The following is an 18,633-nucleotide window of genomic DNA, read 5'->3' as shown; positions in this document are numbered from 1 at the left end:
GCCCCCGGCCCGCGCCCACGCTCCCGAGCGTGAGCGCGGACCGGTGACGGCCACGGCCGGCAGGCCGCTCGCCCGCGCCCGCCCCGAGCGGAGCGCGGCCGATCAGCCCGTACCGGGCACGACCCCGGCCCCGCGCGCATGCCTCGGGGACACGGACCCCTGAACCCCTTCCCTCAACCCCCGAGAAGGAGATCCCCACCTGATGTATGCAAGGAAGGAGCGCAGCATGGCACCCACGGCGACGGCGCTGGCGCCCGCGCTGGCACCCCCCACGGTGATCCCGCCGGCCCTGGAGATCTGGGCGCCCGACCCTCCGACCTGGGGCCAGCGCATGATCCCCAAGGGGATCCGGTCCGCGATGGCTGACCTGGGGCTCTGGCAGGAGCCGCGCCCGTTGAAGCCGTCGTATCACCTCATCCAGGTCATCGAGGTCCTGACCCGCTACGGCTGGTGCCAGAGCTTCGATTTCTCCCCCACCGGTCGTATGTGCATCAGGGGTGCCCAGACCTTTCTGGAATCCACCGGGCATGTGACCGCGATCGACCGGGGAAAGGCCGTGAATTACCTTCAGACCCAGCTGGCTCGCCAGGGCGTGAACATGCGGTTCTGGGAATGGAACGACCTTCCTCATAACACCTTCCGGGGTGTGGAGGCCACGATCTCGGCGGCCTCCGACATGGCACGAAAGAACGGAGACTGAAATGACACCGGAAGAAGAGAAGGTGTTCGAAGGAATTCGGGCCGGAATGGCGACAGGAATGACCTTCGGAAATGGCGAGCCGGACGCTTCTCCGTACGCCGACGAGGGGCCGTATGGAACCCCGGTCGTAAAGTACAAGAAGGCCGGTCTGACCCGACGTGGAAAGGTCGCCATCGCGGTGGCCGGGGTGGCGCTTGTCGGCGGCGGAACCATCTGGTTCCAGGTCCATTCGGCGGCCGTCGCAAAGGACGAGAAGGAGGCCGCCGCCCTCCAGCTCCAGATGAAGAAGCTGGAGCTGGAGGAGATGAAGGTCCGGAACGACAAGGCGGCCGCCGACGCGAAGGCCGCGACCGCCTCCGCCGACAAGGTCCAGGCGGCCGTCGACAAGTGCGTGAAGGACTCCTCCGGCCTGATCGGCAAGGGGTACGGATCGCCGTCCAGGGGTGACGTCGTGGCGGACTGCGAGCAGCAGTACAAGGCCCTCGACGGGTCCGACATGGCGGCCGCCGGTGACGCCCAGGACGCCGGTAGCGGCGGGGGCGGCGGGGTCAACTCCCCCGCCCTGCTGGGTCTCGTCGCCGGTGGTGGCCTGGCCATCGCGGTGTTCGCGCGCAAGGGCAAGAAGTCCGACGCGTAGTCACGCACGGTGGTTCCTTACTCCCTCCCTCCTGGCGGAGAGCGCCGCGACCGGACCCCATGGTCCGGCTGAGCGGCTGCTCTCCGCTGGGAGGTAAGGAGTAAGGAACCACCGGCCATCACTGAGAGTGAGGAAATGATGGCGACCGATACGGCGCCCCCGGCCCCCGGGGAACCCCCCGATCCGCCCACTTCCCCGGTCGCCGGCACCGCGTCGGCACCGGCCGCAGACACCGGCATCATGGCCGCCCTGATGGCCGCGGTGGAACCGGCCCGGCCGGTCACCGCGACCGGTGCCGGAGCCAGGCCGGCCGATGACGATCCGGCCGCGAAGGCAGATGCCGACGGAGTAGTGGACCGCTCCTCCCCGGGCGTCACCAGCGCGGCGTACAACGCACCGGAGGACCTGGCCGGTGCCGGATCCGACGCGGCCGGCGCCCGGTACAAGGAGGGCGTGATCAAAACGCTGATCCGGGCCGGTGCCACCCGCTGGGCGAAGGGCGGCGGGACAGCGAACAAGCGGCTGGACCTGGAAAGGGCCAGGGCTGGCGCGCACCAGGTGAAAGAGGCCCGTACCACCACGGTCATGAAGTCGCCTGGACTTCCCACCCGAAATGGCTCCGGAGGGGTCGGTGGAGGGGGCCGGAATCTCGGCGGAAATAGTGGCGGGAGTTCAGGAAGGAATTCCACCGGGAACGGCTCAGCGGGAACCGGGCGGGGCGTAAACGGCGGCGCCACCGGAAGCGGCGGGCGCGGCCCGTCCGGCTCGGACGGGAGTGGCGGATCCGGTGGCGGGCGTGGCTCGTCCGGCTCGAATGGGAGCAGTGGGTCCGGCGGGGGGCGCGGCACCAGCGGAAACGGTGGTGGAGGCTCGCCGAAGGACACCGGCTCCAAGGGTTCGGCCGATTCCGGGGGCAAGGGGAAGAGCGGTTTCTCCGGGAACGCGGGAGCTGACGGAAAGGCGGGCAAGGACGGAAAGTCCGGTGCCTCCGGAAGCAGCGGTGGGTCGGCGACGGGCGGCTCGTCCGGCGGCTCGAAGGGAAAGGGCGCGAAGGTCGACCTGGAGAAGGGCGGCGGCAGCGGCCGGGGCCCGAGCGGCCCCTCCGGGAGCAGCGGCGGGTCCGGCTCGGGCGGCGGCGCCGGCAAGAACGGCAAGGACGGCGCTGCTGGTCACGGCTCGGCCGGGATCGACACCCGGAGTCCGCTCCAGCGGTCGCGGGAGACCGGTCACGGCGACGGCTCCGCGGTCCGGAACGTGGTCGACCACGTGAAGGCGTACGCGATGGGCGCGAAGGACGGATACCAGGACAAGAAGGAGGAGAACGGTAAGGAGCACGCGCGGCTGGATAGGAAACACGCCCAGTACAAGGCGCAGCAGCAGACCCCGAAGAAGGACGATCCGCAGCAGCAGGAGGAGACGACGGTCACCGGGCCCAGCGGCCAGAGGCTCGTCATCGCCCCGCCGGACGAAGGAGACGACGGAGTGAGCACCGATGTGAAGCCTCTCCTGGTCAAGGAGATCGACACGAACACGCTGACCCTGGGCACGCAGGGCGCACGCGGGTCGATCAGCCGGAAGGAGCTGCGCAACTTCAAGCAGTACGAACGCAAGCTGGAGGCCAAGGAGAACCACCTGATCAAGGTGGCCGACGCGTGCAAGTCGCTCGAGGCCGCCGCGGAGGTCGAGGCGAAGGACTGCCAGGAGCTGGCCGACCAGGCGAAGGCCGTCGAGGGCGGGGAGAAGCTGGCCGCGAAGCTGACGAAGCTGGCCGACCACGCGAAGGCCCAGGCGACGGAGGCCGCCGAACTCCACAAGCGCGCGAAGCGGGCGGCGGAAATGTGCAAGGTCGTCCTGACCAACATCGGGACCAGGTACGCGCCGCTGTACAAGGCCGTGGTGGACAGCGACGAGACGAAGCCAGCTGAACTGCGCTTCTACAACGACAAGGGCTCCTACGCGCCCGCCGCGTAGGACCAGGCGGGAGACCCGATCATGGCGGAGCTGACGTACAAGGCCCTCGTCCGAAAGACCCAGGACAAGGAGAAGGCCCTGGCCCGCAACGCGGAGGGCGTCAAGAAGGCCGCAGACAACATCAAGGAACTGGCCGACGACACCGCCTCCGACGCGGACGCGCTGGGAGCCAAGAGCGTGGACCGCGACTCCCTGGCGGAGTGCCAGGAACTGGCGAAGGTCATCCGCGGGGTGTCGGAGGGCGCGATCACCTACGCGTCGAAGACGGCCGACACCGCGAAGGCCGCGAAGGCAGCCGGTGACCAGGCCCGCACCACCCACGCCGGCTTCCAGGAAGCCTTCGACCGCTCCGACGTCGACGGTCTGGAGAAGGTGTCGCGCGACTGGTTCGAGCAGGAGTGACTTGCTCCTCGCCCTGAAGGGCGAGGATTCTGGCCTTCTCGACGGGTTGCCGTGCCGCTACCCGGCACGGTTTCCGGTCGGGAATCCGTGGCTTCCTGCTTCTTCGCGCTGTGCCGGGATTGCTCCTGGTCTTACCGGCGCTCCGCAGGCCGATGCCGCCAGTCCGGCGGCCTGTTTGATGTTGAGCGCGGCGTTGATGTCCCGGTCGTGGACGGTGCCGCAGGGGGTGCAGGTCCATTCCCGCACGTTCAGGGGTTTGGGTCCGTCCTTGACCCCGCACGTCGAGCAGACCTGACTCGACGGCTCGAACCGGCCGATCTTCACCAGGGTGCGGCCGTACCGCTCTGCTTTGTACGCCAGCATGTTGATGAAGGAGGACCATCCGGCGTCGTGTACGGACTTGGCCAGCCTGGTACGCGCCAGTGCCTTCACCGGCAGATCCTCCACAGCGATCGCTTGGTTCTCGCGGATCAGTTTGGTGGAGAGCTGGTGGTGGAACTCACGGCGCGCGTCAGCGACTTGGACGTGGGCGCGGGCGACCTTCAGGCGGGCCTTGGCCTGGTTCTTCGATCCCTTGTGTTTGCGGGACAGTTCACGCTGGACCCTCTTCAGCTTCTTCTCCGCCCGCCGCAAAAAGCGCGGGGAGTCGATCTTCGTGCCGTCGGACAGGACCGCGAAGTGGGAGAGGCCGAGATCGATGCCGATGGTGTTCTCGGTGGCGGGCATGCGCGTGGCGTCGGCGGCCGGGGCGGTGTCGATGACGAAGGAGGCGAAGAACCGGCCCGCCGCGTCCTTGACGACGGTGACGGAGGTCGGCGTGGAGGGCAGGGTGCGCGACCACTTCACCTTCACCGCGCCGATCTTGGGCAGTTTCAGACGGCCGCCGTCGGTGATGGTCCACCGGGCATTCGCGGTGAATCGGATCGACTGCCGGTGATCCTTTCGGGACTTGAACCGGGGCGCACCCAGCTTCGGTCCCTTGCGAGCGCCCTTGAGAGAGGCGAAGAAGTTGCGGTACGCGGTTTCGGCGTCGCGCAGGGACTGCTGGAGCATCACTGCGGACACCTCGCCAAGCCAGGACCGCTCCTTCGCCTGCTTCGCCTCGGTGATCAGTTTCCGGGACAGCTGACCGGCCGTCGGGAACGGCCGCCCGGCCTTGTGGGCGTCCTCACGGGCGCGGACCGCATCGTTGAACACAACACGGGCGCACCCGAACGCCCTGGCCAGCGCGGCCTGTTGGACGGCGTTCGGGTACAGGCGGAAGGCGTACCGAAGCTGCACGAGCCGGACGCTAACACCCCGCACTGACAGTCCCGGGCGGATCAGCCGCATCCAGCTCCACCGGAACGATGCGGTGACGCTCTGCCTCGCCCTCACACGATTCACTTCACCCCCGGCCTGAAGGCCGGAGCACTGCGAACGAATCCCGATAGCACAACGCACCACCGGCGCAGCCGGCCCGGGTAGCCCCCCATGGTCGGCCGCGCCCTTGCGAATCACCCAAGGAGTATCCCGATGTCCACCATCACCAAGACCGTGCCGAAGGCGGAGCCGGCCGAGCGGGCCGCCGCGGCGCTCCAGATCGTCCTGCCCGTCGGGGTGGGCATCCTGGCCCCCTACCTGGACCCGAACGCGGCGGCCTACGTCGGGGCTGGCTTCCTGGCCGGTGCGACGTTCGCCGGTGCCAACTACATGAACCGGCTGGGCCGCTGGGCGAACCAGCTCCCCGGGATCGACATCGCGCGGGCGCACCGCGACACCATGGGGATCTCGGCGATCACCACCGGTATGGGTCTGGCCGTGGGCCAGCTGGGCGGAGCCGCCACGTCCGATGCGCTGATGGCCGGCGTCCTTGAGCCGACCACCGTTCCCGGGGTCCTGTCGCTGGGCTGGTGGGCCGCGGTCGTCTTCACCGGCTGGCGTCTGCGCCGCGTCTTCGGCCGGCAGAAGATCGAGGTGGAGCAGGCGCCGACGCAGGTCGGCCCGGCCAATGCCGGCGAATCCGGCCCGGTGTCCCTGGCCGACAAGATGATTGCGGCCTGGGGGCGCGTGATCAGCGACCCGAAGACGGGACGCCACCGCAACCAGGTCCTCTCCGACGTCGTGATCTACGCGGACCGCTGGGAGGGACGGATCACCGCGGCCCTGGGCGACTCCGTGAACGTGTCGAAGGAGACCGTCTCCAGCCTCTTCGGCCGCCCGCCCGAGGACATCACCATGAAGTACGGCGCACACTCCGGGGAGGCGTTCATCACCGTCTGGTACACCCAGCGCGCAGAGCTGGACCCCTCCACCCTCCAGGGCGCCTGGAAGCGAGTGAGGGCGCGGGTCCTGCCGAAGACCCACCTGGAGGAAGTCGGCAAGGACGAGAACACCGGCGGCCAGGTGGCACGCGTCGTGGCCGACGACGACCTGGACGCGCTCCCCCGCGTCGTCAACGTCGGGGAGCTGGCCGGCGCGCTCCGCCGCTCCATCGACCTCGTCTCCTACGAGCCGGGACGGCGCGACCCGCGGCGCGCGATCATCCGCGTCATGGACCACAACCCGCTGGAGGCCGGCCACGACTTCCAGGGCCTGGACTCCCTGGTGGCCACCCCGGGAGGTTGGGTCAACATCGGGAAAATCGTCTCCGGCTTCCCCGCGAAGATCCAGCTGTTCGACCCGAAGCTGGGCGCCCTCCACGTCGTGATCGCCGGTACCACCGGCTCCGGCAAGGGAGGCACGGGCCAGATGATCAGCCTGGCCTACCACGCCAACAAGATGGCCCAGATCTACGGCGACCCCAAGGGCGCCAGCAACCCCGCGATTCCCAAGATGGCCGCCTACAGCGGCCTGACGAAGTACGGCGCCCTGGGCGCCATGCGGCTGTCCTGGTGGGTCCTCCAGCACCGGATCGAAGAGGCCGCCGCCATGGACCTGAAGAACTTCGAGCCGTCCGCGATGCGGCCCTACTGCGCCACGATCCTGGACGAGGCCGCCCAGATGCTGGCCCCGGGCGCACCGAACCGCAAGGAAGCCATCAAGATCGTCAAGGACGGCGCCTCCCTGACCCGCTCCATGGGCATGCCCTGGGTCCTGATCAACCAGACCGTCAACCTGGACCAGCTGGGCGGAGAGCAGGCCATCCGCGCCAACCTCATCGCCGGCGGGACCTGGATCATCCTGCGCACCGACAGCGACCAGGTGAACCTGGGCGACCTCCCCCCCGGCTTCGAGGGCCTGGACCCCTCCCTGATCCCGCCGGTGTGGGTGGAGGACGACGACGCGCTGGTGTACGACCCGACCATCGAGGAGTCGGACCCGCGCAGGACATTCGGCCTGGGCTACGTCGCGGCACCGGGCGGGCGCGCCGGCATGATGCGGATCGACACCCTGGAGGACGCCACCCCGCACATCCGGCCGGAGAACATCATGGCCCCGGTCGACGTCCCCTGGTGGGGCGACCAGGCGCGCATGGAGGAACTGGCGCAGACCCCCATCCCCGGCTTCGAGGAGAAGGACGACGAAGGCGGGACCGGCGAAGCGGGTACCTCGTACGCCGGCGTCGACCTCCCGAAAGCCAAGGAGCTCACGTCGGAGGGGAAGGTCCTGGCCGCCCTCCGTGACGAGTCCGACCCCATGTACGTGGACATGGTCGACGAGGGCGACGAGATCGACCCCGACGACATCGACTACGTGGAACGGGGCCAGCTGCAGGCCGCCTGCGGGGTGGCGGAGTCGACCTTCGCGAACGTGCTGAACAAGCTGGAGAAGGCCGGGAAGATCCACCGGATCAAGGAAGGAAAGACCTCGAAGGTGGCCCTGGGCGCCCGGCCGGAGGAGACCAGCGAAGAGGCCGCCTGACCGCTGTCACACAACGGCGCGCTTCCCACACGGGAGGCGCGCCGTTCCAGTCCGGCGCCCCGCTCGTCCAACACCGAAGGGAATCTGATGAAGCCGCAGCTTGAGCAGACCGAGTTCTGGGTCGGCACCTTCCACGGGAGCCACGACGGCACGAAGGCCAAGGTCACCGCGACCCGCGACGACACCCGCCCCGAGCCGTACGCCTGGACGTGCACGTGCGGCGCGTCCCGCTCCTTCCCCACCGAGCACGACGTGTTCCCCACCGCCTGGCAGCACACCCACCCCACCCGCTTCGACCGGCTGCGGTCGTGCGCCGCCCGCCGCTTCCGCGCCTTCCGCTGACCTGACGCTCTGCCTGGCCCTCGCCCACCCCGCCTTCGGGGCCGGCGAGGACCGGACAGGCCGCCCGGCCGCACGCCCCACCCCTTCCGCCCCGTCGACGGTCCTTCCGCCGGCGGGGCGCAGCACTGCCCGCCATCAACCCTGTTGGAGGACACCCGTGCTCATCCCCCGCCCGCGCGGCCGCATCGGCCGCCCCCGCCCGCAGCGCCCCGGCCCCCGCTACCCGCAGCGCCCCGCCCGGCTCCCCGGTACCTGGAGCCGGTGATGCCGCGCCCTCGGAAGAAGGGGCGGCGCCGCGAGCTCAAGAAGGTGCCGCGCAGCACCGCGACGCTGGAGGAGTTCGACCGGCGCTCCTGTCCCGAGGGCCTGGTCACCAGACGCCAGCTGCGCGAGCGGGGCCTGTGCCCCGGCGGGCACGGCCCGGTCGCGGTGCTGCGCTGCAAATACTGCGCGTACCGGCCCGACCAGTCGTGCAACCACCCCACCCGGGCCTGGCTTTACGACGTAAAGATCGCCCGGCCGAAGCGGACGCCGACGATGGCGCAGGAATGGGCGCTGGACCGGGCGATGGCTGCGAGGTCCACGTGCCCGCAGTGCCTGCGCCGGTACTACTTCTGCCTCCCGCTGCGCACCCAGGGCTGCTGCGACCCCTGCGCCCGGGGCTACGAGCCCAGCCCCGACACCTACTTCGCCTCCACGGCCCCGGTCGTCCACCGGCTGGCCGCCTGATCAACGAACCCCTCGAAGGAGAGTCACCGTGGCTCTGTTCACACGCCCCGCCCCCGCTCTCGTGCCCGAGACCTGGACGCCGGAGGGCACGCTCGTCTCCCAGCGCTACCGGGCGCTGGAGGGCGCGATCGTGCTCGTCTACACCGCCGACGCCGACCGGGGCTCCGCCAGGTACGCCGTCGCCTGCCTCGGCTGCACCTACCGCGCCGCGACGAACGCTGCGCACAACTCGATGTCCGAGACGGACGCCGCCAAGGCCGCCAACGCGCACGCGGCCGGATGCCGGGCGATGCCGCGCGGTGTGCCCGCCGGGCCCGACTACGCCGAGGCCGCCGAAATGATCCGCACCCGGCTGTGGGCTCGCCGCTATGGCAAGACCCCGCACCCGGTGCACATCTCCGACTTCAACGCGATCCGGGTCGACCTCCAGCGGACCACCGACTGGATCAAGGCGCTGCTGACCGATCTCGCGCGGTCCGACCCCGGCTTCCTCGCCGCGACGCCCACCAGCTCCGGACAGGGCACCCGCTTCACCGTCCAGCCCTTCGCCCGGCCCTGACCATGCGCGCCCGAACCGCCGTGCTGGTCGCGGCCGCCGCGGCCGCCGCCGTCCTCAAGGCCGGCCACTGGGAGCTGTACGCCGACCGGCACCGGATCCACCTCACGCCCGTCGCCCGCCGCTCTTGCCCCGACTGCCGGGGCGCGGGCGGCTGGTGGACCGGCGGACCGTTCCCGGAGATGGAGGCGTGCGGCTGCTGGTCCGAGCGGCGCGAGCTCCGCATCCGGCTCTTGCGTGTCCCGGCCTGGCCGGACGAACCGCCGTTCTGAACGACCTCCGCCCCGGCCACACAGGCCGGGGCGGAGGCGCACGGGGTCGACCGCAGCATCGGCAAAGAGGCCGGTCGTCCCGCTCCCATCACCCGAATCGAGATCAGGAGAACTCCAGGATGACGCATCGCCCCGCCACCTTCGCCGCCCTGCTCGGACTGACCCGCGCCGCCAGCGCCCTCGGAGATTTTTGGATCCAGGACGACTTCTGCGCCCGCGTGAAGGGCGCCTCCGACGACCACCCGGTCACCTACCAGGACCCGGTCACCGAGGAGAAGACGGTCCACGGCACGGCCGACGGCCGCATGGCATGCCTCCACCACTGCCTGACGTACACGGCCACGCAGGCGATCGTGGCCGGGGCCGGCGCCCGGGTGCTCGGCATCCGGGTTCACCCGGCCGCCGCCGCGGCCGCGCTCGCCCTCTCGTTCGGAACGCACTACGCCGCGGATCGCAGGGTTCCCGGCAAGGGCTTGCTGGAGAAGATCGCCACCAAGACCGGCAAGGGCGGCTTCTACAAGCTGGCCGATTTCGGAATCAACGGGGCGTTCCACCTGGACTCCGCCTGGCACCACGGCTGGGAGACCGTCGCCGCGCTGATCGCCACGACCAAGGCCACCACGCGGTGACCGGCCGCTCCCGGACCCGTCTGGACAGCCTCTACCGGCTCCTGCCGTATCTGGAGCGCCTGAGCGAGACCCGGCAGGCCGACCTCGGACTGGACGGTGGCGCCGGCCTCGGTGACCTGAACCTCGTACGCCGGGTGTTCGGCGAGGACATCCTGCCGCTGTGGCGGTGGAAGCCGGGCTCGAACGTCGCCGGCGGCGACCGCGTCGCGGAGATCCGCCTCGGTCAGCAGTACCTCACCCTCGCCCTGCGCACCGACGTGGACGGCGAGGGCGACATCGGGTTCGACGTGATGGTGCCGTGTCCGCACGACGACGAATGCACCGGCCGCGCCTGGGTGCCCGCCTACAGCGTCACCTGCCTGTTCCGGGCGCTGAATGGCGACCTGGACGACGACGAGGACATCGTCTGCACCGTCCACGGCCCGAACACCGACGAGGACCAGGAGGACGACCCCGAGGGCCGCGCCGACCTGGAAGCGCAGTACGCGGACGCGGTCCGCGAGTGAGTCGTGCCGCCGACGCTTCGCCGAACAGTCACAACCCGCCGCGACCCGGCCACGCCGGGCACCCGCTGCTTCCCCGGGAAGGACACCCACGCATGAGCATCACGATCACGAACACGTACGGCACCGCGCACAACGTCAGCGAGACCAACCCGGCCCACGTCACCAGCTGCGACCGCTACCGGTTACCGCTTGTCGGCACCATCGCCCCGGGGAACCCCGGCTACGAGGACATGGTCGAGATCCTCAAGGACAACGGCCACGACACCCGCCCCGAGGGGTACGGGCTGATCTTCCTGGAGTCCGAGGAGTTCAGCGCCACGTACTTCGGGTCGATCGCACAGATCGAGCAGTACCAGCGCGAGAACGCCGACGGCAACGCGACCTTCGACGCCTCCCAGGGAGTCATGTACGCCCAGTGGCCCCACGGCAAGGGCTGGGACGACTTCCTCCCCCGCGTCTTCTGGAACGTGCAGGCGCGCGGCGGCATCGCGGACGGCGTCGGCCTCGTCACCGCCTTCGCGCACACCGAGATCCCGGGCGCGGAGGTCATCGTCTACGAGTTCGAAGGCAAGTGGCTTCCCGACAGCGAGCCGCAGCAGCTGGTCACCTACCACTGCACCGGCTGCCACATGGACACCTTCCACGACTGCGGGCACGTGCACGAGAACACCGGCCCCAGCAGCCGCCGCTGGGCCGCCCGCCAGGCCCGCCAGCACCTCATCAGCGCCCACTGGCACGGCGTCGGCGACACGAACAGCCCCTGCCGCCCCAACAACGGCGAGATGCTGCGCGCCGTGAACGCGGCCGCCCGCGAGATGTGGGGCAACACGGGCAACGCCCTTCCGGACACCGACGACGCGTACTGCGCCACCAAGGGCCCCTGCTCGATCATCCGCGAACTCCGTGCCGGAGTCCGCCCGCCCACCTACCGCGCCTGACGGACGCTCCGTGCCGCCCCGGTCTCCGCACGACGGAAGCCGGGGCGGCCGCGGTGGTCCCTCAACACGGAAGGAGTTGGACGTCATGCGCCGATACGAGGTCGACGTCCCGATACACCACGCAACGGACCAGGAACGGCGAGGTCTTCACGTCTTCACCGGCTACGCCGCCGGAGAGAGCGAGGCCCTGGCCGCCGCGCACAACGCCTACTACCGGGCCGTGCAGCAGATGTCCGCAGGCCGCCCGGCCCCCCGACGACTCCAGCGACGGATGGGCCGCGCACGGCCTGCGCCCCGACTGGGTCCTGGACTGGCCCAACGCCACCACCACGGCGTGGGTCAACCCCAACAACCTGATGTGAATTCGCCCCGGGACAGGCGCTCTAGGCGTCGAAACCGTCGCCTGCCCCGGGTTCCCCATCCCGTACGAGACGAGAGGGAGACACCAGTATGGACTCCGTCCTGCACACGACGGGCCGGTTCGGCCCGCGCACCCTCCTGATCACCGCCGCAGCCGTCCCGCTGACCGGCTGGGCGGTCCACGCCGTCGCCCTGTACAAGCAGATCGCCGCCAAGGAGAAGGACTCGCTGACGGGCCTGCTGCGCCGCGACACCTACACCGCCCGCGCCCGCCGGCTCCTGTCCCGCCACGGCGACGACACGACCGTGGTCATGGTCGACGCCGATCACTTCAAAGGCATCAACGACGGCCTCGGACACGCGGCGGGCGACACCGTCCTCGCATCGTTCGGCGCCCGGCTCACCGCCTGGGCGGGCCCGCGCGCAGCGATCGGCAGGCTCGGGGGCGATGAGTTCGCCGTGGTCCTGGAGCTGAAGGCCGACCGCCGCGAGCAGCGCCTGGAGCAGCTGGTCCGGATGCTGCACACGCCGGTCACCCTGGACGACGGCCGCACCGTCGACGTCGGCGCCTCGGTAGGTGCCGCGGCCCCGGCCTCGGTCGGCTCCCGCGACCTGACCCGGCTGCAGAGGGCCGCCGATGCCGCCCTCTACGACGGCAAGCACTCCGGCCGGGCGGTCCTCGCGACGGCGCAGCACGTCACCGTGGCGTCCATCAACGGGCGCCGGGCCGGCCGTCCGGGCACCAGCGTGTGGGGGCGGGCCGCATGAGCGCCGTGACCCTGCCCGAGGGCGACTGGATCCGCGGCATCAGCATCCGGCAGCCGTACGCGGCCTGCATCCTCGCCGGTGCCAAGGACGTGGAGAACCGGCCCGGCCGGTGGCGGACCGGCTGGGTGCTGCTGCACACGAGCAAGACCATCGACCGGCCCGCCCTGCGCCTCCCGCTGATCGGCCGCACGATCCGCGACCGCGAGCTGGTCACCGGCGCGGTCGTCGGCATCGCCCGGGTCACCGACTGCCACCAGGACCTCGAGGGAGCGCCGCTCTGCTCTCAGTGGGCACACCCCGGGGCCTGGCACCTGGTGCTCGCCGACGTCCAGGAGCTGCCCCTGCCCGTCCCCGCGCGCGGGCAGGTCGTCCCGTGGAAGCCGACGCCGGACCTGCTGGAGCGCGTGTTCCAGCAGCTGCCCGACTTCCGGCCGTGACCAGCGCCCGAGGCAAGAAGAAGCAGCCGTTCGAACCCGGGCCTGGTCCCGGCTCCCGGCGCGTGCCTCGAATGGCGCGACAGCCAGCACTTCGACCGCTGGCAGGACCGCCCCTGCGTGCTGTGCAACAAGCCCACGCCGATGCGCTCCCACGCCGGGGAGCCCGTCCACAAGGCGTGCGCTGAGGACTGGATCGCCGCGAACCCCGTTGAGGCACGCCGCGAGGGCCGGTTCGCCTCCGACACCCAGTCCAAGAGCACCAAGCGCGCCACCCACGCCTGAACCCCTCCCCCTCGGAGGTCCCCATGAGCAGCACCGACCGCGACGTCGACCACGCTCTCGCCTACCCCGAGCCGCCGGCCTCCCCGCTCTGGCACCGCCACGGCGGCGCGACGGCCCGGCCCCTCACCCCCGCGCAGCAGAAGCGCAACTGCGAACTCCTGCTGCTCGCGCAGCGCACCCCCCGACCTCGCATCCCTCGCCCCACCCAGACCCTGGCGGAGGCCAGCTGATGGACACCAAGCACTGCGCCGTCGACGGATGGGTCGACGCGATCCCCGCCCCCGGCCCGCACGGCACCGCCACTTTCGACCTGACCATCCGACCCGCCGACGCGGACACCCTCCCCGAGGACGCCCCCGACACCGTCGTCTCCTGCACCGCCAAGGACGCCGGGATCGTCCACAACCTGCTGACCGGCATACAGCCCAGCGACCTGCTGCGCGTCACCGGCACCCTGGCCCAGCCCGCGACGCCCGGCGAGCGCGCCCGGCTCACCGTGGACGTCCTGGAGGTCCTCGACACCGCGCTGGTCCCCGCCCTGCGCGAGATGGTCATCGACCGGTACGGCGACTACGTCGTCATCTTCGACGCGGACACCGACGCCGTTCCCGTCTTCACCGCGCAAGGGCAGTGGGTCGGTCTCGCCGACAACCCCGACGCCATCGCCACCCTGATCGACATCCACGAGCGCGTGCACGGCGGTGACGACCGATGACCACCGCTGCGCCCCGCACCGTCCTGGAGCGGTTCCCCGCCGGCCACCCCCGCGGCTCCTGGCCCGCCGACGAATACGCCGCCGCCCAGCGCGCCCAGGGCCACGACGCCCACGTCGTCATGGACCTCCACAGCGACCAGTTCCTCGTGGTCACCGGCACCACCACCCACTAGCCCACCCCACCGAGAGGTGCACATGACCGACACCGAGACGTACGAGACCATCCGCTATACCGCCGACGTCGTCGTCCTGACGCCCGGCGGCGACGTCCTGCTGATCGAGCGCGACTGGCCGCCGTTCGAAGGCCACTGGGCCTGCGCCGGTGGTCACGTCGACCAGGGGGAGACGAGCCGCGAGGCCGGCGCTCGGGAGCTCGCTGAGGAGACCGGGGTCCACGTGGCCGCCGGCGACCTGCACCAGATCGGCGTCTGGGACCAGCCCGGCCGCGACCCGCGCGGCCGGTACGTCACCGTCGCGTACCTGGCTGTCGTCCCTGCCGACACCCCGATCGTCGCCGGGGACGATGCCCGCACCGCCTGCTGGTGGCCCCTGAACGGCCTGCCGGACCGGCTGGCGTTCGACCACGCCCAGATCCTCAGCGCGGCCGTGGCCCTCACCGCCCACCTCACCCCCGAGCAGGAGTCCACCCGATGAAGCGACCCTCCTTCCGCCGCTGCGGCAACGCTGGCGCCCTCTCCCCCGAGGACCAGGCCGTCGTCGACCAGTTCCGCGCGACGCTCACCGCCCTGCGCAACCCGCAGCCCTGGACACCCGGCAGTGCCCAGGACATCGCCGTACGGATCGGCCCGTTCATCGAGCGCGCGCACACCCGGCCCGGCGACGACCACGACCTGATCGCCGTCGCCCTGGTCCACCCCGACACCCCGCACGCCAGCGCCTACCTCCACGGCCGCCAGCTCGGCTACGCCAACCGCGGCTGGCTGCGCTGCGAGACGACGTCGATCCTGGGCTTCTGGCAGCCGGGTTACGCGATGCTCACCCACGCCGCCGCCGGGCTGCCCCTGCCCGACGACGTCGGCATGGAACCCGCGCACTACGCCCTCTACATCGAGGCCCGCAATCGCGAAGACGGCAGCCTGGACGGCTTCACCCTGTTGCGCCTCGGCCCGTACACCCAGACCCGGCACGCTCAGCAGGACTACGACCGGCTCACCGCCGCGCTGGACGGACGCGAGACCACCCTCGTGCCCGGACACCGCGTCTCCGCGAGGTTCGGGCCGTTCGACGTCAGCGACCACCGGCTGTTCGCCGACCCGTACGAGGCCGACGCCGTGGCGCTCCTGGACGCCGCCGTCACGGGGGTGAGCGCGTGACCGCCCCGGCCCTGTACGAGATCGAGACCAGCGAGGGCGACGACGGCACCCCACACCCCGCCGAACAGATCTGGACGCCGGGCGAGGACGCGGTGGAGAACGGCTTCCTCGCCCACCGCGCCCTGCACGTCACCGGGCTCGACGGCTCCGCCGACGATCACCTCTACCCGGTCGCGTTCCTCGTGCTCGGGCACCACCGGTGGTTCGCCGTCATCGAGGCAGCGACCGCCTACATGGACCGCGTTCACGGCTGGCGGAACCTCCACCTCTACCCCGGCGACGACCCAGCGGAGCTCGACCCCCGCATCCCGCGCGCCGTCCACACGCACGCCGTGGTCCTGTACCACCCGCACCCAGACCACCCCTGCGGCTGCGAGTGGGACGACACCTGGCGCCTGGTCTGGGCCCCGCCCACCGAGCCCGGCGCCATCCCGGTCACCGCCATGCGTCACCCGGCCGCGCGAGCGGCAGCCGCCACCATCCCCAACCCCGACCACGGGCAGGTCCCTGCGACCTTCGCCCCCCGACACCAGGGCAGCCGCTGCTGAGCGGCGCCCGGACCTTGACTAGCCCGGGGTGATCGCCGGCCCCCTGCCCGGCCGCCCCGACGCCCAGAGACTCCGACACCCGGGTGGGCCGCACGACCGCCTGGACCAAGTCGCGTTGGGAGGGCGGCATCTGACCTGGCGGCGTATCTGGCCCACCCCGCCGACCAACCCCCAGTACACCCTCTTCGAGGCGTGGATGCTGTCCTACGGACACGGCCTGCTCGCCGTCTCCCGGCCCGCTGCGTAGGCGGCAGCTATATCGAGGCCCCGCACTCCCCGACGTTCTCCGGGGAGTGCGGGGCCTTTTTGCGTTTTCAGGCCCACCCTCCGATCAAGATCATTCTTCTACAATTGTGGAAGAATGATCTTGGTCGGAGGGTGGTTCGATGCTCCGGAAGGGCTGCCAGTAGGGGTTGCATCTGGGTGTGCTGGGCTAAGAACCTCAACGCCCTGGATATGGTCCCTGCCATGACAGAGACCGCTTCGGGCCCGCTCTCCGGTGCCCTCGGGCTGCCAGCACCTCGCATCAGTGAGGGCGGGCAGACCCGCATCATCGCCATGTGCAACCAGAAGGGTGGGGTCGGCAAGACCACCACCACCATCAACCTCGCCGGGGCGCTTGCCGAGTACGGTCGGCGCGTCCTGGTGTGCGACTGCGACCCCCAGGGCAACTCCACCACCGCCTTCAAGGTGCCCATGCTGGACGACGAAAAGGGCCCCACTCAGGCCACCGTCGTCATCGACATGTCCGACCCGCACCCCCTGGTTGCCAAGACCAAGGTCGAGAACATCGACGTCCTGCCCGCCAGCATGGACATGGCCTTCCTGCCGTCCCGGCTGCGCGAGACAGGGGCTGCGCTCCAGTTCTACGCCCGGATGTTGGGGCACTTCCAAGGCGAGTACGACGACATCCTGCTCGACATGCGCCCCGCCCTGGACACGGACACCGACTCCCAGACCGCCGCTGCAACCGGCGCGATCATCATGGTCGACGTCGACGAATGGGCAATGAAGGCCGTCAAGATGCAGGTCGCCCAGCACAAGAAGATCATGACCAACCTCGGGCGTCCTGCCGACGACCTGGACGTCATCGGTATGGTCATCGGCCGCGTCATGAAGCCCATGGGTGACTTCGACGCCGCCGTCTACAAGCAGCTGCGAAACCACCCGCGCATCCCGCTCCTGGGCGAGATCCCCGTCCGCTCCGCCGACCTCAAGGAAGCCCGCAACAAGGGCCTGCCCGTTGTGTTCTACCGGCCCAAGACCGACACCGCCGGCTTCTTCCGCACCATCGCCGTCAACGCCAAGCTGGTGACCGCAGCATGAAAGACTTCGAACTGGACGGCTGGGACGACGAAGAGGCGTCCACCGACGCCGCCACCAGCCTGACCCGAACCGCTGCGCGGGTCGAAGAGGAGCGCCAGGCGCTGACCGAGCAGGCCCTTGCTGAACGGATCACCGCCGCCGTCAACGCCGCCCGCCCCGGAGTCGACAAGATCCCCGACCCCGTCGACCCGGCAGGCACCGGAAACCTCACCGCCGACGAACAGGAACGCCTCGATGCCTGCGTGGCCGGCATCGAGCTGCTGTCCACCGCAACCTGGGTCGCGGGCAAGTCCCTCGACACCGTCGCCACCGGCCGCCTGTTCCGCAAGCTCGTACACAAACTGGAACCGGAGCGCTGCTACACGACGATCGAAGAGTGGGCGGAGATCGAGCACGGCATCAGCCGTTCCCGGTGCAGCCAACTCCGCGACGGCTGGCAGATCGGCGAGGTCCTCAACGCCCGCGGCTACAAAGCCCCAGAGGGGCAGGTGCGCGAGCTCGTGCCGTTCTTCAACCGGCATGGCCTCAAGGCCGCGGTCGGCGTGTACGAGATGGTCGTCCAGGCCATTGGCGCGGACAAGGTCACGGCCAAGCGCCTACGCGAAACCGTGAAGTTGTTCCCCGGCGACCTGGCGCTCAGCGACGAGGATGACGTCAACGTCATCGCGCAGTCCCTGGCCGGAGCCATAGAGGGAGCGACACCGCCAGCCCCCAAGCCGTCGACGGCCCTGCCCACCGAACTCAAGCGTGAGGTCGACCGGCGCTCCGTGGCGCTCGCCGACCGGCTGGACCGTGGGCGCATCCCCCGCAACGAGGTCCTAACTCACCTCCTGGCCGCCTTCGCCGACGAAAGGGACTCGCGAGTCTTCGACGTCGTCTTCGAGCGGATGAAGACCAGCAACAGCTGAAGACCGAACACACGATGGGGCGCCCGGCCAAAGGTGGTGGCCGGGCGCCCCGCCGCGTATACAAACGCACCCTACTCGCCGACAGACCACAAGATCCCGTGAGTTGAGGAACGTTGTGCTGGTGGCCTAGCTCTGGAACTCAGTGCTCCGCACCCCGTAGAACGACGGGTTCGCGGGACGCACGTCGGACTGCTCCAGCGTGTCGCCGAGCTTGGCGAATCCCTCGCTGCGCCGGACCAGTGCCGATGCGGCGCCAGATGATGTGCTGGGCACCGCGAACTATCTCCGGGCCGTACTGCCATGTGGCGCGGCCGTTCCCGGCCCAGGTGAGTTCATAGATGCCGGGCGCCAGCGGGCTCGCCTGATCAGCGGCACTGCCGCTGGTACTGCGAACGTCACTGCTCACCACCAGGGGCATGTTCGCCGCCGT

26 protein-coding genes and 1 pseudogene are annotated in these 18,633 nt (G+C 70.4%); 24 read left to right on the top strand and 3 right to left on the bottom strand.

The window, feature by feature from the left end; translation table 11 throughout:
- The first annotated feature begins 226 nt into the window (after positions 1-226).
- The 4 genes from P2L57_RS29640 (at position 227) to P2L57_RS29625 (ending at position 3,710) form a co-directional block, all read left to right on the top strand.
- Positions 227-700: a DUF6197 family protein gene (locus P2L57_RS29640; RefSeq protein ID WP_275819633.1), complete on the top strand. Its 474-nt coding sequence runs from the start codon at positions 227-229 to the stop codon at positions 698-700.
- A gap of 1 nt (position 701) precedes the next feature.
- The gene (locus P2L57_RS29635) at positions 702-1,337 is read left to right on the top strand and encodes a hypothetical protein (protein ID WP_275819631.1); all 636 of its coding nucleotides are present in this window, start codon (positions 702-704) and stop codon (positions 1,335-1,337) included.
- A 135-nt stretch (positions 1,338-1,472) separates the two neighbouring features.
- Complete coding sequence (locus P2L57_RS29630; protein ID WP_275819629.1) at positions 1,473-3,308, top strand: hypothetical protein; 1,836 nt, start codon at positions 1,473-1,475, stop codon at positions 3,306-3,308.
- Between the two features lie 21 nt (positions 3,309-3,329).
- Positions 3,330-3,710: a hypothetical protein gene (locus P2L57_RS29625; RefSeq protein ID WP_275819627.1), complete on the top strand. Its 381-nt coding sequence runs from the start codon at positions 3,330-3,332 to the stop codon at positions 3,708-3,710.
- Positions 3,711-3,767: 57 nt separating this feature from the next.
- Here the strand turns inward: P2L57_RS29625 and P2L57_RS29620 are convergent, their stop codons facing one another.
- Complete coding sequence (locus P2L57_RS29620; RefSeq protein WP_275819625.1) at positions 3,768-4,991, bottom strand: RNA-guided endonuclease InsQ/TnpB family protein; 1,224 nt, start codon at positions 4,989-4,991, stop codon at positions 3,768-3,770.
- Between the two features lie 234 nt (positions 4,992-5,225).
- On the opposite strand from P2L57_RS29620, the gene P2L57_RS29615 reads away from it, so the two are divergent.
- From P2L57_RS29615 to P2L57_RS29580, 8 genes and pseudogenes are all read left to right on the top strand, one after another.
- Complete coding sequence (locus tag P2L57_RS29615) at positions 5,226-7,553, top strand: hypothetical protein (protein WP_275819623.1); 2,328 nt, start codon at positions 5,226-5,228, stop codon at positions 7,551-7,553.
- An 87-nt stretch (positions 7,554-7,640) separates the two neighbouring features.
- Positions 7,641-7,895: a hypothetical protein gene (locus P2L57_RS29610; RefSeq protein WP_275819620.1), complete on the top strand. Its 255-nt coding sequence runs from the start codon at positions 7,641-7,643 to the stop codon at positions 7,893-7,895.
- A gap of 264 nt (positions 7,896-8,159) precedes the next feature.
- Complete coding sequence (locus P2L57_RS29605) at positions 8,160-8,624, top strand: RRQRL motif-containing zinc-binding protein (protein WP_275819618.1); 465 nt, start codon at positions 8,160-8,162, stop codon at positions 8,622-8,624.
- Positions 8,625-8,652: 28 nt separating this feature from the next.
- Complete coding sequence (locus P2L57_RS29600) at positions 8,653-9,183, top strand: hypothetical protein (RefSeq protein ID WP_275819616.1); 531 nt, start codon at positions 8,653-8,655, stop codon at positions 9,181-9,183.
- A 2-nt stretch (positions 9,184-9,185) separates the two neighbouring features.
- The gene (locus P2L57_RS29595; RefSeq protein WP_275819614.1) at positions 9,186-9,452 is read left to right on the top strand and encodes a hypothetical protein; all 267 of its coding nucleotides are present in this window, start codon (positions 9,186-9,188) and stop codon (positions 9,450-9,452) included.
- Between the two features lie 119 nt (positions 9,453-9,571).
- Positions 9,572-10,081, top strand: coding sequence for a hypothetical protein (locus tag P2L57_RS29590; RefSeq protein WP_275819612.1), 510 nt, complete (start codon positions 9,572-9,574; stop codon positions 10,079-10,081).
- A gap of 23 nt (positions 10,082-10,104) precedes the next feature.
- Positions 10,105-10,587: pseudogene (locus P2L57_RS29585) on the top strand (ATP-binding protein); the annotation flags it as partial.
- Positions 10,588-10,679: 92 nt separating this feature from the next.
- Positions 10,680-11,525: a hypothetical protein gene (locus P2L57_RS29580; protein ID WP_275819610.1), complete on the top strand. Its 846-nt coding sequence runs from the start codon at positions 10,680-10,682 to the stop codon at positions 11,523-11,525.
- Between the two features lie 61 nt (positions 11,526-11,586).
- Here P2L57_RS29580 and P2L57_RS29575 read toward each other — a convergent pair whose 3' ends face one another.
- A complete protein-coding gene (locus P2L57_RS29575; protein ID WP_275819608.1) occupies positions 11,587-11,868 on the bottom strand; it encodes a hypothetical protein in 282 nt (93 codons plus the stop codon).
- Between the two features lie 107 nt (positions 11,869-11,975).
- Here P2L57_RS29575 and P2L57_RS29570 point away from each other — a divergent pair, with 107 nt between their 5' ends.
- From P2L57_RS29570 to P2L57_RS29515, 12 genes are all read left to right on the top strand, one after another.
- The gene (locus tag P2L57_RS29570; protein ID WP_275819606.1) at positions 11,976-12,653 is read left to right on the top strand and encodes a GGDEF domain-containing protein; all 678 of its coding nucleotides are present in this window, start codon (positions 11,976-11,978) and stop codon (positions 12,651-12,653) included.
- Positions 12,650-13,090, top strand: coding sequence for an ASCH domain-containing protein (locus P2L57_RS29565; protein WP_275819604.1), 441 nt, complete (start codon positions 12,650-12,652; stop codon positions 13,088-13,090). The genes P2L57_RS29570 and P2L57_RS29565 overlap by 4 nt, the downstream gene beginning before the upstream one ends.
- Positions 13,091-13,207: 117 nt before the next feature.
- Positions 13,208-13,372, top strand: coding sequence for a hypothetical protein (locus P2L57_RS29560; protein WP_275819603.1), 165 nt, complete (start codon positions 13,208-13,210; stop codon positions 13,370-13,372).
- 23 nt (positions 13,373-13,395) lie between these two features.
- Complete coding sequence (locus tag P2L57_RS29555) at positions 13,396-13,602, top strand: hypothetical protein (protein ID WP_275819601.1); 207 nt, start codon at positions 13,396-13,398, stop codon at positions 13,600-13,602.
- Entirely contained in the window at positions 13,602-14,087 is a 486-nt protein-coding gene (locus P2L57_RS29550; protein ID WP_275819599.1) for a hypothetical protein, read from the top strand. Before P2L57_RS29555 ends, P2L57_RS29550 begins: the two co-directional genes overlap by 1 nt.
- Positions 14,084-14,260, top strand: coding sequence for a DUF8839 family protein (locus P2L57_RS29545; protein WP_275819597.1), 177 nt, complete (start codon positions 14,084-14,086; stop codon positions 14,258-14,260). The genes P2L57_RS29550 and P2L57_RS29545 overlap by 4 nt, the downstream gene beginning before the upstream one ends.
- Positions 14,261-14,282: 22 nt before the next feature.
- Positions 14,283-14,741, top strand: coding sequence for an NUDIX domain-containing protein (locus tag P2L57_RS29540; protein WP_275819595.1), 459 nt, complete (start codon positions 14,283-14,285; stop codon positions 14,739-14,741).
- Complete coding sequence (locus P2L57_RS29535; protein ID WP_275819593.1) at positions 14,738-15,421, top strand: hypothetical protein; 684 nt, start codon at positions 14,738-14,740, stop codon at positions 15,419-15,421. Before P2L57_RS29540 ends, P2L57_RS29535 begins: the two co-directional genes overlap by 4 nt.
- Complete coding sequence (locus P2L57_RS29530) at positions 15,418-15,969, top strand: hypothetical protein (protein WP_275819591.1); 552 nt, start codon at positions 15,418-15,420, stop codon at positions 15,967-15,969. Before P2L57_RS29535 ends, P2L57_RS29530 begins: the two co-directional genes overlap by 4 nt.
- A gap of 115 nt (positions 15,970-16,084) precedes the next feature.
- Positions 16,085-16,216 carry a hypothetical protein gene (locus P2L57_RS29525; RefSeq protein ID WP_275819589.1) on the top strand — a complete coding sequence of 44 codons (132 nt, stop codon included), beginning with the start codon at positions 16,085-16,087 and terminating at the stop codon, positions 16,214-16,216.
- A 221-nt stretch (positions 16,217-16,437) separates the two neighbouring features.
- Positions 16,438-17,295 carry a ParA family protein gene (locus tag P2L57_RS29520; RefSeq protein WP_275819588.1) on the top strand — a complete coding sequence of 286 codons (858 nt, stop codon included), beginning with the start codon at positions 16,438-16,440 and terminating at the stop codon, positions 17,293-17,295.
- Positions 17,292-18,203, top strand: a complete 912-nt coding sequence (locus tag P2L57_RS29515) for a hypothetical protein (protein WP_275819586.1) — start codon at positions 17,292-17,294, stop codon at positions 18,201-18,203. The genes P2L57_RS29520 and P2L57_RS29515 overlap by 4 nt, the downstream gene beginning before the upstream one ends.
- 126 nt (positions 18,204-18,329) lie before the next feature.
- Here the strand turns inward: P2L57_RS29515 and P2L57_RS29510 are convergent, their stop codons facing one another.
- Positions 18,330-18,476: a hypothetical protein gene (locus P2L57_RS29510; RefSeq protein ID WP_275819584.1), complete on the bottom strand. Its 147-nt coding sequence runs from the start codon at positions 18,474-18,476 to the stop codon at positions 18,330-18,332.
- Between the last annotated feature and the right edge of the window lie 157 nt (positions 18,477-18,633).

The sequence above is a fragment of the Streptantibioticus ferralitis genome (assembly GCF_029223525.1).
In the GTDB taxonomy this organism is placed as follows: Bacteria; Actinomycetota; Actinomycetes; order Streptomycetales; family Streptomycetaceae; genus Streptantibioticus_A; species Streptantibioticus_A ferralitis.
This window is presented reverse-complemented; position numbering and strand designations above follow the sequence as displayed.